The 14,150-nt window shown below is 59.8% G+C and carries 13 protein-coding genes; 7 read left to right on the top strand and 6 right to left on the bottom strand.

From position 1 onward, the window contains the following. Position 1: 1 nt before the first annotated feature. Positions 2-1,306, top strand: a complete 1,305-nt coding sequence (efeB, locus tag AC3ZU9_RS00235; RefSeq protein ID WP_490090103.1) for an iron uptake transporter deferrochelatase/peroxidase subunit — start codon at positions 2-4, stop codon at positions 1,304-1,306. Positions 1,307-1,333: 27 nt separating this feature from the next. Then, on the top strand, positions 1,334-2,152 hold the full coding sequence (efeO, locus tag AC3ZU9_RS00230; RefSeq protein WP_490090102.1) for an iron uptake system protein EfeO: 819 nt from the start codon (positions 1,334-1,336) through the stop codon (positions 2,150-2,152). A 61-nt stretch (positions 2,153-2,213) separates the two neighbouring features. Here the strand turns inward: efeO and pssA are convergent, their stop codons facing one another. Next, positions 2,214-3,557 carry a CDP-diacylglycerol--serine O-phosphatidyltransferase gene (pssA, locus tag AC3ZU9_RS00225; protein ID WP_102060440.1) on the bottom strand — a complete coding sequence of 448 codons (1,344 nt, stop codon included), beginning with the start codon at positions 3,555-3,557 and terminating at the stop codon, positions 2,214-2,216. 123 nt (positions 3,558-3,680) lie between these two features. Here pssA and AC3ZU9_RS00220 point away from each other — a divergent pair, with 123 nt between their 5' ends. Beyond that, the gene (locus AC3ZU9_RS00220; RefSeq protein ID WP_490090101.1) at positions 3,681-4,244 is read left to right on the top strand and encodes a TetR/AcrR family transcriptional regulator; all 564 of its coding nucleotides are present in this window, start codon (positions 3,681-3,683) and stop codon (positions 4,242-4,244) included. Positions 4,245-4,300: 56 nt separating this feature from the next. Further along, positions 4,301-4,780, top strand: a complete 480-nt coding sequence (locus AC3ZU9_RS00215; protein WP_012724096.1) for a nuclear transport factor 2 family protein — start codon at positions 4,301-4,303, stop codon at positions 4,778-4,780. 68 nt (positions 4,781-4,848) lie between these two features. Here the strand turns inward: AC3ZU9_RS00215 and AC3ZU9_RS00210 are convergent, their stop codons facing one another. Together AC3ZU9_RS00210 and AC3ZU9_RS00205 are read right to left on the bottom strand one after the other, a co-directional pair. Next, a complete protein-coding gene (locus AC3ZU9_RS00210) occupies positions 4,849-6,006 on the bottom strand; it encodes a PQQ-dependent sugar dehydrogenase (protein WP_490090100.1) in 1,158 nt (385 codons plus the stop codon). A 12-nt stretch (positions 6,007-6,018) separates the two neighbouring features. Next, complete coding sequence (locus AC3ZU9_RS00205) at positions 6,019-6,330, bottom strand: hypothetical protein (RefSeq protein ID WP_490090099.1); 312 nt, start codon at positions 6,328-6,330, stop codon at positions 6,019-6,021. Between the two features lie 183 nt (positions 6,331-6,513). Here AC3ZU9_RS00205 and ku point away from each other — a divergent pair, with 183 nt between their 5' ends. Both ku and ligD read left to right on the top strand, forming a co-directional pair. Next, positions 6,514-7,347, top strand: a complete 834-nt coding sequence (gene ku, locus AC3ZU9_RS00200; protein ID WP_490090098.1) for a non-homologous end joining protein Ku — start codon at positions 6,514-6,516, stop codon at positions 7,345-7,347. A 3-nt stretch (positions 7,348-7,350) separates the two neighbouring features. Beyond that, on the top strand, positions 7,351-9,855 hold the full coding sequence (gene ligD, locus AC3ZU9_RS00195) for a DNA ligase D (RefSeq protein ID WP_490090097.1): 2,505 nt from the start codon (positions 7,351-7,353) through the stop codon (positions 9,853-9,855). Between the two features lie 19 nt (positions 9,856-9,874). Here the strand turns inward: ligD and lpxO are convergent, their stop codons facing one another. Beyond that, positions 9,875-10,774 (bottom strand): lipid A hydroxylase LpxO, encoded by a 900-nt coding sequence (gene lpxO / locus AC3ZU9_RS00190; RefSeq protein ID WP_046034230.1) that lies wholly within the window; start codon positions 10,772-10,774, stop codon positions 9,875-9,877. A 249-nt stretch (positions 10,775-11,023) separates the two neighbouring features. Further along, a complete protein-coding gene (locus AC3ZU9_RS00185) occupies positions 11,024-12,340 on the bottom strand; it encodes a Wzz/FepE/Etk N-terminal domain-containing protein (protein ID WP_102060437.1) in 1,317 nt (438 codons plus the stop codon). A 361-nt stretch (positions 12,341-12,701) separates the two neighbouring features. Between AC3ZU9_RS00185 and AC3ZU9_RS00180 the strand changes: the two genes are divergently transcribed. Further along, the gene (locus AC3ZU9_RS00180) at positions 12,702-13,088 is read left to right on the top strand and encodes a TIGR03067 domain-containing protein (protein WP_046034231.1); all 387 of its coding nucleotides are present in this window, start codon (positions 12,702-12,704) and stop codon (positions 13,086-13,088) included. Between the two features lie 147 nt (positions 13,089-13,235). Here AC3ZU9_RS00180 and AC3ZU9_RS00175 read toward each other — a convergent pair whose 3' ends face one another. Continuing rightward, positions 13,236-14,048, bottom strand: coding sequence for a class I SAM-dependent methyltransferase (locus AC3ZU9_RS00175; protein WP_012724088.1), 813 nt, complete (start codon positions 14,046-14,048; stop codon positions 13,236-13,238). Positions 14,049-14,150: the final 102 nt, after the last annotated feature.

Raw genomic sequence — 14,150 nt, 5'->3', positions numbered from 1 at the left:
CATGAGCGATTCAGCACAGTTTGACCCCCAACGCCGGCGTGTCCTCCTGGGCATGGCGGCCACCGGCGCCGCCATAGCCGGCAGCAGCCTGACCTGCCCAGCCATGGCCGCCGCCGCCGAGCAAGTCACCACCGCGCCACGCAGTGATAAAACCCAGGACCACCACGACTTTTTCGGCACGCACCAAACCGGCATCGTCACCCCACGCCCGGCCTGCGGCATGCTCGTGGCGTTCGACGTACTGGCCAATGATCGTGAAGACCTGGAGCGCCTGTTCCGCACCTTGAACGAACGCATCGCCTTCCTGATGACCGGCGGCACCGTGCCGCAAGTCGACCCGAAGCTGCCGCCCACCGACTCAGGGATCCTCGGCCCGGTGGTCACACCGGACAACCTGACCATCACCGTGTCCGTCGGCGAATCACTGTTCGATGAGCGCTTCGGCCTCGCGGCGGTCAAGCCCAAGCGCTTGAGCCGCATGGTCGGTTTCCCCAACGATGCGCTCGAACCGGCGCAGTGCCACGGCGACCTGAGCCTGCAATTCAGCTCCAACACCACGGACACCAATATCCACGCCCTGCGCGACATCGTGAAGAACCTGCCGGACCTGCTGCTGGTGCGCTGGAAACAGGAAGGCAGCGTACCGCCCCAGGCGCCTGCCAAACCTGGTGAGCCGGCCCAGAGCGCACGCAACTTCCTCGGTTTCCGTGACGGTTCGGCCAACCCGAACTCCAACGATGACAAGGCGATGAACCAGATTGTATGGGTGCAGCCTGGCAGCGACGAACCGGCCTGGGCGGCCAACGGCAGCTATCAGGCCGTGCGCATCATCCGCAACTTCGTTGAGCGCTGGGACCGTACCCCGCTGCAAGAGCAGGAAAGCATCATCGGCCGCATCAAGCCCACCGGCGCGCCTATGGGCGGCGACAAAGAAACCCAGGTGCCCGACTACAGCAAGGACCCGGAAGGCAAGTTGACCAAGCTCGATGCCCACATCCGCCTGGCCAACCCGCGCACCCCGCAGACTCAGGCCAACCTGATCCTGCGCCGGCCGTTCAACTACTCCAACGGCGTCAACAAAAACGGTCAGCTGGACATGGGGCTGTTGTTCATCTGCTACCAGGCTGACCTGGAGAAAGGCTTTATCAGCGTGCAAACCCGGCTCAACGGCGAGCCCCTGGAGGAATACCTCAAGCCGGTCGGCGGCGGGTATTTCTTCACCCTACCGGGGGTCACGGGACCGAAGGATTTCCTCGGGCGCACGCTGCTGGCTGCAACGCACCCTCACACCACTGCCCCTACCTAAAACAAACCCCAGAGCGGAAACCCTCCCATGAAAAAGTCGTTTATCGCGTTGTCGTTATTGCTGACCCTTTCGCCGCTGGCAGCGTTCGCCGCTACCGCGCCGCTGGATTTGGTAGGGCCGGTGTCGGACTACAAAATCTACGTCACCGAAGAAATCGGTGAACTGGTCACCCAGACCCAAGCGTTCACCGATGCCATCAACCAAGGCGACCTGGCCACCGCCAAGAAACTCTACGCGCCGACCCGTGTGCACTATGAGTCCATCGAGCCGATCGCCGAGTTGTTCAGCGACCTCGATGCATCCATCGACTCCCGCGTCGACGACCACGAAAAAGGCGTGACCGCCGAAGACTTCACCGGCTTCCACCGCATCGAATACGCGCTGTTTTCGCAGAACACCACCAAAGGCCTGGAAACCCTCACCGCCAAGCTCAACACCGACGTCAACGACCTCAAGACCCGCGTCGACGGCCTGACCTTCCCACCGGAGAAAGTCGTGGGCGGCGCCGCAGCACTGTTGGAAGAAGTCGCCGCCACCAAGATCTCCGGCGAAGAAGACCGCTACAGCCACACCGACTTGTATGACTTCCAGGGCAACATCGACGGCGCGAAGAAAATCGTCGACCTGTTCCGTGGGCAAATCGAGAAACAAGACAAGGCCTTCCTGGCCAAGGTCGACAAAAACTTCGCCAGCGTGGACAAGATCCTGGCCAAGTACAAGACCAAGGACGGCGGCTTCGAGACCTACGACAAGGTCAAGGAAAACGACCGCAAGGCCCTGGTGGGTCCGGTCAATACCCTGGCGGAGGACCTGTCCACCTTGCGTGGCAAGCTGGGCTTGAACTAAACGCTACACAAAAAAAGACCCAGCCCTGTTGAAGGGGCTGGGTCTTTTTTTGCCTGCCGGTTTACAGGATCCGGTACAGCAACCGCTCGATGCGCACGCGGCTGACCCGGCGCAGGAACTTGCCGACCGCTTCCGGATAGTCCGGCAGCGTTTGCAAATCCTGATAACGCTCGATACGCGTGGTGTGCTGGAAAATCTGCGCCAGCTCGGTGCGCCGCGGCGCCAGCCACTGGCCTTGGGGGTCATCGATCAACAATGCGTTTTCCAAATCGAGACGGAACGCGCGCGGGTTGAGGTTGTTGCCGGTGAGCAAGGTGTAACGCTGGTCGACCCACATCCCCTTGAGGTGGTAGGTGTTGTCGCCGTCGCGCCACAGGTGCAGGTTCAGTTGGCCACTGTCGATCATCGGCTGATGGCGTTTGGCGAAGCGGCGCAGGCTGATTTCGTACAGGTACGGCAGCGCGGCAATGACCTTGAATGGCTCGCTCGGCGGGATGTAGAAGTCGTTGGCGGTCTTGTCGCCGACGACGATGTCGATCTTCACCCCACGCGCCAGGGCACGGTTGATCTCGCGGGTCACCGGCAGCGGCAGGTTGAAGTACGGCGTGCAGATGGTCAGTTGCTGCTGGGCGCTGGCGATCAGTTCGAGGATCACCCGGTTCAGCGGGTTGTTCTTGCCCACCCCGAGCAACGGGCTGACCGACAGGTGACCATTGGGCAACTGCCCCGTCGTGGTGTCATAGGTCGCGTGTTTCAGGCGGCTGCGCAAGTCGCCGATATCATTGCGCAAGCTGCGCGTGGTGGGTGGGTTGGGCAGGTCCAGGCGATTAACCGCCTTGGAGGCGATCAGCCCGTGTTCCACCAGGTGTTGCATCGAGTCCGCCAGGGGCTTGCTGTGGATCAGGTGGTAGCGGTCGAAACGGTATTTGTCGAACTTGTGCAAGTACACGTTGTTCAGGCTAGCCCCGCTGTACAGCACGCTGTCGTCGATCACGAAGCCCTTGAGGTGCAGCACGCCGAACAGCTCGCGGGTTTGCACAGGCACGCCATACACCGGCACGTCGCTGATGTGGCTTTGGGTCATGGCCTGGTACCAGGCGCTGTTGCCCGGCTGTTTACCGGCACCGATCAAGCCACGCTGGGCGCGCAGCCAGTCGACCACCACCACGATCTCCAACTCCGGCCGCGCAGCCTTGGCCGCGTGCAGGGCATCGTAGATCTCCTGCCCCGCTTCGTCCTGCTGCAGATACAGCGCGACGATGTAGATACGCCGCGTGGCCTGGGCGATTTTTTCCAGCAGGCAACGGCGGTACGCGTCGGCGCCGGACAGCACCTCAAGGGCATCGGGAGTGAGGGGGAAACCGCGCAGTTTGGGCAACAGGGAGCGTTTGAAGAACGACGGCATAAGGCTCGCAATGGGTCGAATCCGAAGAGTCCCCGAGCTTACACCATGGGGGTGCTCAGGTCTTGCTGCGCGGCATGTAAAAATTTATTGACCAAGAAGAACGATCGTTCTACTGTTTGCGGCATGAACGATATGACCGGTAATGAAACTCGCGACATCATCCTCGACGTGGCCGAAAAGTTGATCTATCGCCATGGCATCGCCGCCACGGGCATGGACTTCCTGGTGAAAACCGCCGGCGTCTCGAGAAAAAGCGTTTACCGCTACTTCGCCAACAAAGACGAATTGGTGATTGCCGCCCTGCAACGTCGTGACGAGCGCTGGATGCAGTGGCTGCGCGACGAAGTGGAACGCAGCGAAGGCACGGGTGAACGGCTGCTCGCGGTGTTCAGCGCGCTCAAGGCCTGGTTCGACACAGCGGATTTCCGCGGCTGTGCGTTTATCAACACCAGCGGCGAAACCGGCAACCCGCACGACCCGGTGCGCCTGCTGGCCAAGGCCCACAAACAGAAACTGTTCGAGTACGCACTTGAACTCTGTCAAGCACATGGCACCCCCGACCCGGCACAGCAGGCCGCGCAACTGCTGATCCTGATCGATGGCGCCATCACCGTTGCCCTGGTGATGGGTGATTCAACAGCTGCCGATAATGCGCAATGCATGGCGCAAACGTTATTGGGACTGTGAACGCACAGGTCAGCGCAACTTTCGACTGAAACCTTATTGTCTTGAGGAAAATGCCCATGTCATCCGCCGCAGAAACACGCCCGCCGCTGCCGCCGTTCACGCGCGAGTCGGCTATCGAAAAAGTCCGTCTGGCCGAAGACGGCTGGAATTCCCGCGACCCGCACCGCGTATCCCTGGCCTACACCCTCGACACCCACTGGCGTAACCGCGCCGAATTTGCCTACAACCGCGAAGACGCCAAGGGCTTCCTGACCCGCAAATGGGCCAAGGAGCTGGATTATCGGTTGATCAAAGAGCTGTGGGCGTTTACCGACAACCGCATCGCGGTGCGTTATGCCTATGAATGGCACGACGATTCCGGCAACTGGTTCCGTTCCTATGGCAACGAGAACTGGGAGTTCGACGAAAACGGCCTGATGGCCAATCGTTTTGCCTGCATCAACGACCTGCCGATCAAGGAAAGCGAACGCAAGTTCCACTGGCCGCTGGGGCGGCGCCCGGATGATCATCCGGGGCTTTCTGATCTGGGGCTTTAAGACCTGGCAAATGTGTGAGGGGGCGGTGCGACGATTCGACTTGCCCCCTCACGCGCGGCTACGGCACTTCAGTCCTGATTCAGCCCTACCCGATACAGAACCCCATCATCCGCATCCGTCAGCACATACAAGAACCCATCCGGCCCCTGCCGCACATCGCGGATCCGCGCTTTCAAGCCTCCCAGCAAGCGCTCTTCGTGAATCACCTTGTCGCCATCAAACTGCAACCGGATCAACTCCTGGTCGACCAGCGCACCGATAAACACGTTGTGCTGCCAGGGCTTGAAGCGATCCGCATCATAAAACGCCATACCGCTGATACCCGGTGATTTTTCCCAGACGTGATGCGGCGGCACTGTGCCTTCCACCGTCTTGCCCTTGGCTTCGGGAATCGGTGTCAGGGAATAATTGATGCCGTGGGTTGCCAGCGGCCAACCGTAGTTCTTGCCCCGCTCGATGATGTTGATCTCATCACCGCCACGCGGGCCGTGTTCGTTTTCCCAGATCGTGCCACTCCAGGGGTTCAACGCCAGCCCCTGAGGGTTGCGCTGGCCGTAGGACCAGATCTCCGGGCGCACGCCTTCTTGACCGACAAAGGGGTTGTCGTCCGGCACGCGGCCGTCCGGATAGATGCGCACGACCTTGCCTTGCAATTTGTCCAGGTCCTGGGCGGTCGGGCGATCGTTGTTTTCCCCCAGCGTCACGAATAGGTAGCCATCACGGTCAAAGGCCACGCGTGAACCGAAGTGATTGCCGGTGGACAGCTTCGGCTCCTGGCGCAGGATGACGGTGAAGTCGGTCAAGCCACTGAGATCAGCCGCCAGGCGACCACGGCCCACCGCAGTGCCGGCCGTACCGCCCTTGCCGCCGCCTTCGGCGTAGGACAGGTAGACCATGCGGTCCTGCTTGAAGTCGGGCGACAGCACCACGTCCAACAGGCCGCCCTGCCCTTTGGCCCATACTTCAGGCACGCCTTTCAGCGGCGCGGAGAGCTTGCCGTCCGGGCTGACAAAACGCAGGTGGCCAGGACGTTCGGTAACCAGGAAGCCTTGCTTGTCCGGCAGAAAGGCCACTGCCCACGGGTGATCCAAGCCTTTGGCGATGGGGGTGGCGGTAATGCTGCCTTGTTCGCTGGGAAACTGCTGGGCGTCGGCGGCGAAAGCCGTGGTCAACGGCAGCAACGTGGTTGCACAAAAGGCGGCTAGAAGGGTTTTGCGTAGAAACATAAGGCTGAATCCTTACCGGCGATTGCCGTTGGCATCATAGGTGGGGGCTTTGGTTTCGGTGGTCGGACGGCTGGGGGCGGCATCGCGTTGCGGGTAACGATTGCCGATACCGCCGTTCTCCAGGGTCGGCGTGCGCGTGGTCGGCCCGGTCTGGATACCGCGAATGGCCGGCGCATTGGGCTGAGTGCCCTGCATGCTATTGGGGTTGGCCCGGTGGATCGGGCCGTTGTTGGCGTTGTTGCCGGGCAGGTTTTGCGCATGCGCCAAAGGCGCAAGGGCCAGGCCCACCAGCAGCGCTGCAACGTGACGCATACCGCTATTCATGACGAAACCTCTCAGGGCGAGGATTACCTGCTTTCGATAACACGCTACGCCTAGGGTTCGGCTTTCGACACTAAATAGTTTCTCATCAGGTGTAACACGATCTGTCCGCGCATCTGTCGGTGGAAACTTTTCGTACAGCGTCCGAGTCACCAGAACACAGCCTCTACTTAAGGAATCGCACCTATGCCACGGGCAATCTGGAAAGGCGCCATCAGCTTTGGCCTGGTGCATATCCCGGTCTCGCTGGTCTCGGCCACGTCATCACAGGGCGTGGACTTTGACTGGCTCGACAAGCGCAGCATGGACCCGGTGGGCTACAAGCGCATCAACAAGACCACCGGTAAAGAGGTGACGAAAGAGAACATCGTCAAAGGCGTTGCGTTCGAAAAAGGCCGCTATGTGGTGCTCAGCGAAGAGGAAATCCGCTCGGCCCACCCCAAGTCGACCCAGACCATCGAAATCATCGCGTTTGTCGCCAGTGACCAGATCCCGTTGCAGAACATCGACGCCCCCTACTTCCTCGCGCCGGATAAACGGGGCGGCAAGGTCTACGCGCTGCTAAGGGAAACCCTTAAAAAAACCGGCAAAGTTGCGCTGGCCAATGTGGTGCTGCACACCAAGCAGCATCTGGCGGCCTTGATGCCACTGGAATCGGCGCTGGTGCTGGTGATGCTGCGCTGGCCCGCCGAAGTCCGCAGCCTGGACGACCTGGAACTGGACAGCGACGTGACCAAACCCAGCCTAGCCAAGGGCGAACTGGACATGGCCAAGCGCCTGGTAGAAGACATGAGCGCCGACTGGCAGCCGGATGACTACCGTGACAGTTTCCAGGAAAAAATCATGGCGCTGGTGGCCAAGAAGGCCAAGGCCGGCAAGATCGAAGACGTGGAAACCAGCCAGGACAGCGAAGCGCGCAAGTCCGCCGACGTGATCGACCTGACGGAACTGCTCAAGCGCAGCCTGGCCGGCAAGCCCGCCAAGAAGCTGGCGGCGAAGAAATCCACCAAGGCCTCATGACCCATGCCAAAGCCCCTCAGCGAGTACAACCGTAAGCGAGACTTCGGCGTTACCGGCGAACCGGCAGGCCGTGCACCTGCCAGCAAACGCAACGCGTCGGCGCTGTCTTTTGTGATCCAGAAACATGACGCGCGCAACCTGCACTATGACTTTCGCCTGGAACTCGACGGCGTGCTGCTCAGTTGGGCGGTGCCCAAGGGCCCGAGCCTGGACCCGAGCCAAAAGCGCCTAGCCGTCCACGTGGAAGATCACCCCCTCAGCTATGGCAGCTTCGAAGGCAGTATTCCCGCCGGCCAATACGGCGCCGGCGACGTCATTGTGTGGGACCGCGGCATCTGGCAGCCCCATGATGACCCGCGTAAGGCCTACGCCGCCGGCAAGCTCACATTTACCCTGGTCGGCGAGAAACTCTCCGGCGACTGGGCGCTGGTGCGCACCCGCCTGAAGGGCAGCGGCGACAAGGAACAATGGCTGTTGATCAAGGAAAAAGACGCGCAGGCGCGCCCGGCAGACGACTACGACATCGTTCAGGCTCAACCGGACAGCGTGGTCAGCGACGCCTCGGCAGGTAAATCCAACGTTAAATCCAACGTTAAATCCAACGCCAAGCCCAGCACCAAAGCCACGCGACAACAAGCAGCGGCAACCGCCCTCCCCGAACAATTCAACCCACAATTGGCCACGCTGGTCGACCGCGCCCCCGAAGGCGACTGGCAGTACGAAATCAAGTTCGACGGTTACCGCATGCTCACGCGCATTCGTGACGGCGAGGTGCGCCTGTTCACCCGCAACGGCCATGACTGGACCGAACGCCTGCCGCGCCAGGTCAAGGCCCTGCAGGCCCTCAAGCTCAAGGACAGCTGGCTCGACGGCGAGGTGGTCAGCCTGAACGGCGACGGCCTGCCGGACTTCCAGGCACTGCAAAACGCCTTCGATATCGGCCGCAGCCTGGACATTGTCTACTACCTGTTCGATGCGCCATTCCTCAACGGCCAGGATCAACGCCAAGCGCCTGTGGAGGCACGCCGCGCCGCGCTCAAGGACGCGCTGGCCGCAAGCAGAAGCAAGTTGCTGCGGTTCTCCGAAGCCTTCACCGCCCACCCTCGCGATATCTTCGAAAGTGCCTGTGACCTCGCCCTGGAAGGCGTGATCGGTAAGCGCCTGGGCAGCCCCTATGTGTCGAGTCGCAGTGCCGATTGGATCAAGCTTAAATGCCGCCTGCGCCAGGAATTCGTAATCGTCGGATACACCCGGCCACAGGGTTCACGCAGTGGTTTCGGCGCGCTGTTGCTGGCGGTGAATGACGATGCCGGGCTGGTGTATGCCGGGCGTGTGGGCACAGGCTTTGATCACGCGGCACTGAAAGCGATTTACGCGCAACTCAAGCCCCTGGAACGCAAGGCATCGCCGCTGGAAAAGCCGCTGAGCAGCGCCCAGGCCCGTGGTGTGCACTGGGTGGAGCCGACGTTGGTTGGCGAGGTGCAATTCGCCGAATGGACCCGGGAAGGCGTGGTCCGCCAGGCGGCATTCGTGGGTCTGCGCAGCGACAAACCGGCCGCCGAGATCATTCACGAGCAACCACGAACGGCCAACGCCATGAAACCCGCGAAAAAAAACAGCGCTGCGGTAACGATCACCCACCCCGACCGGGTGATCGACCCGCAAAGCGGCACACAGAAGCAGCACCTGGCGCAGTTCTACGACAGCATCAGCCAGTGGATCTTGCCCTTCCTGCGCCACCGCCCTGTTTCATTGCTGCGAGCACCTGAAGGCATCGAAGGCGAGCCATTCTTCCAGAAACATTCAGAGCGCCTGGCCATTCCCAACATCAAGCACCTGGATCAGGCACTCGACCCAGGGCATGCGCGCCTGATGGAAATCGACAGCACCCGCGCGTTGATCGGTGCCGTACAAATGGGTGCCGTAGAATTTCACACCTGGGGCGCCACCTCAGACAAGATCGAAACCCCCGACCTGTTTGTGCTCGATCTCGACCCGGACCCGGCGCTGCCCTGGAAAGCCATGCTGGAAGCGGCGCAACTGACCCTGTCGGTGCTGGATGAACTGGGGCTGCAAGCGTTCGTCAAGACCAGCGGAGGCAAGGGACTGCACCTGGTCGTACCACTGGCGCGCCGCGACGGTTGGGACACCGTCAAGGCGTTCGCCAAGGCCATCGCCCAGTTTATGACCGAGCAACTGCCCGAGCGTTTTACCGCGACGTCAGGGCCCAAAAACCGCGTCGGCAAGATCTTTATCGACTACCTGCGCAACGCGCGGGGCGCCAGCACCGTGGCGGCCTACTCCGTGCGGGCACGCCCAGGCCTGCCGGTGTCGGTGCCGATCAGCCGTGAGGAGTTGAAGGGTTTACGCAGCGCGCAGCAATGGACTGTCGCCAATGTGCAGCAGCGGTTGAACGGTTTGAAGGCTGATCCCTGGGCCGGGTATACCAACCGACAGAAACTCAGCAAGAAGATGTGGGACAAATTGGGCGCCCGTCCACCGGTGTGAATGGCGCCCAACGTGACGATCAGATCAGTAGGAAGATCGCTGCCAAACCAGCGAAGATCGCCCACTTTTCCAGGTAATAACGGGTACGGTTGCGCTTTTTCAGCTCTTTACCACGCAGACGGATCTTGTACAGCCGCGTGAACGCGCGGTTGAGCCCACCGGTCTTGTCACCGTCATCATTGGGCGAACCCGCAGCGGCCATGACGGTACGGCTGAACCAGCGATTGAAAGCCGCCGCCCAGCGGTACTTCATCGGACGCTCAATGTCGCAGAACAGGATGATGCGATTCTGCTGTGTGGTGTTTTCCGCGTAGTGGATATAAGTCTCGTCGAACATCACCGGCTCGCCATCACGCCAGGAGTAGCTTTCGCCATCCACGTTGATGTAGCAACCTGGGTCATTCGGCGTATCCAGGCCCAAGTGATAGCGATACGAGCCGGCATACGGATCACGGTGGCGTACCAATTTTGAGCCCGGCGGCAGCTCGGCAAACATCGCGGCCTTGATCGAGCCGATGCTCTGGACCAACGCCGTGGTGCGCGGGCACAGCTTCATCGCCGACGGATGGCTGTCGCCATACCATTTCAGGTAAAAGCGTTTCCAACCCGACTTGAAGAACGAATTGAAGCCGACGTCGTTGTATTGGTCCGAACGCTTGATTTCCCCGGCGCGCATCAGGTTCTGGCCTTCCTGGCGGATTTCTTCCCAGTGTTCCTGGAGCGGGCTCAGGTCGGGAAAATCGCTGGGCGACAGGTAGGGCCGGCTGGGCAGCTTGGAGAAGAGATAGAGAAAACAGTTGATCGGGGCGAGAAAGGTCGAATGATCACTGAGCTGGCGGCCCAGCTTGTGTCGCACCCGGCCACGCAGGTGGACATACGCAATCGAGGCAACGTAAAGAACAACAATGATGAGCTTCAAGGGATTTCGTCACACGTCAGAAGAGAACAGGCTGCTCCTGCGTGCCCACGACGGCCGAGGATGGATAGCAGCACCTGAAATCACAATTCACACAATCGGCACCACCGTCTGAGAGATCGGTGCGTTGCCATTGGCAGTTATTTAGCCACAGTTTGTAACCAAAAGTTAACTAAGAATTGTGAAAAGCTGTCTTCTGAATGTGTTGAGCGGGCTTGCTCAGGGGCACGCCCGCGGTGCGGCTAATCCATCTTATCGAGGGGGTAAACGACGCTCATTGATCACCGAAAATGGCCCGTTCTCCCAGCGAACTTGTGCGAAATGCCGAATCAACGCCACCAAAACACCCAGCATCAGCCCTGCCATCAGGCTCAATGCAATAATCAGGGCTTTTTTCGGTTTGATCGGCCCCAGCGGTTCCTGCGCCTGGCGGTCCACCGTCACCAACTTCAGCGCGCTCATATCGATACTGAGGCCCCGCAGCCGGGCCTCCTCCGCCCACAGTGGCTCCACACCTTGCAGGAATATGTCCTCATCCTTACGGCTGTTGAGCACCTCCACTTCGCGATTGACATCAAGCATGCGCAACTCTTTGCTGATTTCGGCAACCCGATTGTTGGTGAAGTCATCATTGGAACGTTGCGCCAACGCTGTGCGCTCGGCCTCCAGCGCCTCGGTGCCCATGAAGTACAGCGGGATTTTCTGGTTGGTGACTTCGGTGCGCATCACCTGGCCGGCCCCACGAACCGCGCTGGCTCCCATGGCGGAAGGCGTGGTGGGGTTGTTGATGCCGATGGACTTGGCGATGGAAATAGCCTCGGCCAATTCTGCCAAGCGGCTGACGCGTTGCATTTTCATCTGCAAGCGCAGCGCGGAGAGTTCATCCTTCAATTGAGCGCGCTTGACCTTATCCGCCTCCAGCAACCTGGCGATTTTTGACGCTTTGCCCGTTTCGTAGTTGGCGCGTGCCGCGTCGATCTTGCCTTTGAGCTCGTTCAGGCGGTTGTTCACGATCACCTTGAGGTCCGCGCCCACTTGCTCGCGTTGCTGCGTGATCGCATAGGCTACTAACCCGTTTAGAATCGCCACCCCATCAATCCCATTGGGGTACTGCATTTCCAAGCGGAGGTAATTGTTGAGTGCGTCGGGCTTCTTGGGATCTGCGCCCACCAAGTTGATAGCGTTCTGATTGAACGCTTCAAAGCTCTGTTCCAGGCTTCGCCCAGGTTGTTGAAAGGCCTCGAACAAAGGCAGGTTGGCCCTGAAGAAGCCCAGCCGCGTTTCGTAGGAATCCAGCTGTGCACCGACTTTGGCCAGCGCATCGGCCGGCGGCAACTTGTAGACTTCGGAGCGGTTGAGTGCATCCAGCTCATTGATTGCCGCAGGCCGCAACACACTGCTGACTTGGTAAACCCTCGGCGCAAGGAACGCGTAGCCTACTCCCAGAAGGCCCGCCAGAATCGTGCAACCGATGATCAGTTTTTTTTGCTTCCAGATCGCGTGAAATAGTTCAAACAGATCGATTTCATCCGTAGGCAAATATTGATGCAGCTGGGGAGTGTTGTTCAAATGTCTTACACCCTGGTGAGTTGAAATTCAGCGTCCGACAACAGACCTGATCAACAACTGAATAAACAGGGGGCAACGTCCGGCCACACGACACGCATGGCCCTCTGCGGTAACGGAGCCACCCAATTCACTGAAACGTCAGCCTAAGCAGCAAGCGGTTTCATTTCAGTGACACGGGTGTCATTAGTGACAGACACCCAGAACATAGACGCTCCGTTACAAGACGTTACCCGGAGGGCAGGCAAAGTACGCCAATTGCCTGTGTTCATAACGAAAAATTGCATAAGAAAATAAAAAACAGGACCCTTCCTACGCTTGATTACGCATCAGGCCTTCACCCCCTCAGCAAAAAGGAATTTGTATGTCATCCATTTCCGACCCAGACCTTCAAGCCCTCCAAGGTGCCTGGGAGCAAACTTCACTCGAAGACAGTGGCGTGCTTAATCCCGTCGACGCGCACAGCGCCCCCGGCGCAATCACCACGATTAGCGGCGACCGCTTCGAAGTGAAAACCGTCAGTGGCGAGGTGTTGCTGGCTGGCCGGTTTTTCCTGGACAGCAGCACCGTTCCCAAGGGCATTACCTGGGTCGACTCCATAGGGGATGACGCCGGCAAACACTTGCCTGCCAGTTATCGCCTCGAAGGGGATGAGTTTGTGTTCATTGCAGCCGATGAAAGTATGCCCAGGCCAATCGTATTCAGTACTGGCCCAGGTCAAACCATGCGCACTTTCGTACGGCGCTCCTGAACGACGCCTTACGAACCTGTGACAGTATTTTCACAGGGCCTTCACTTTCGGGTCTATAGGGTGAAGCCTACCTACTCCAGTGAATCTCCAGTGAATCCCTTAGCCCGCGTCTTTTCGTGGGCTTTTTTTTGCCTGTGGAATGACGCCTCAATCGGCACGCTTGATGGCCGTCAAGGTAAAGCACATCGGCAATTGCGCAGGCTGGTCTTCGTACTGGTCGTAAAGCTCTTCGCGGTTGGAATGGGCATATTCCTCCAAGTGGCTGATCTGCAAGCCCGCGCAGATCGCGGCGTTTACCAGGTCGCCCAAGGTATGCACATACCAATAAGAGGTGGGCCCGGCAATCTCGCCCTGGCCTTCATAAACAATTGACTCCTGCAGCACAAAGGGCTCGCGCTGGAAGTAGGAGCTGGCCGGCAGGAATGGGTTTTGCGCGCGAGGATCGAACACCTCCAGGAACGGATGGGTTTCGTACATTACCAGCGTGCCGCCGGGTTTCAGGGTGCTGGCAACGTGGTGCATGAACAGCGCCACGTCCGGCATCCAGCCCAGCACACCGATGGTCACCAAGGCGATATCGAAACGCTCGTGCAACGCGTGCGGCAGCTGATGAATATCACTTTCCACGAACTCAGGGTTGTGCGGCGAGACACCCGCCAGTTCACGGGCCTGCTGCAGAAACGCGGGCGATTGGTCCACGCCCACGACCGAGCGCGCGCCCAGGCTGAACAACGAGAGGCTCTCGCGACCATTGTTACAACACAGTTGCACCACGTCTTTGCCAGCCACGCCTACGTCTTGCAGCACGCCGGTGATGGTCGGGTCCAGGCATGAAAAGCCAGGCTTGCCGACACCGCTGAGCAGCGCGTTCCAAGTGTCGGTGGTTTTGTGCAGGCTGGCAGATTGGTCCCAGGCGTCCTTGTTGCAGGCGACCGCCTGTTGAGGTGAGGGCATGTCCATTGCGTCTCCAGATAATCCATTGAGTGGGGCTCTGAAAATAAGCCAAGTGCCTGCGGATTAAAACCCCGAGAAACGGGCGAAACTTAACGCCACGCCTGTAGG

It is taken from the genome of Pseudomonas sp. A39 (genome assembly GCF_058145955.1).
Note: the sequence above shows the minus strand (reverse complement) of the source record. Positions and strands in the feature narration are given on the sequence as shown.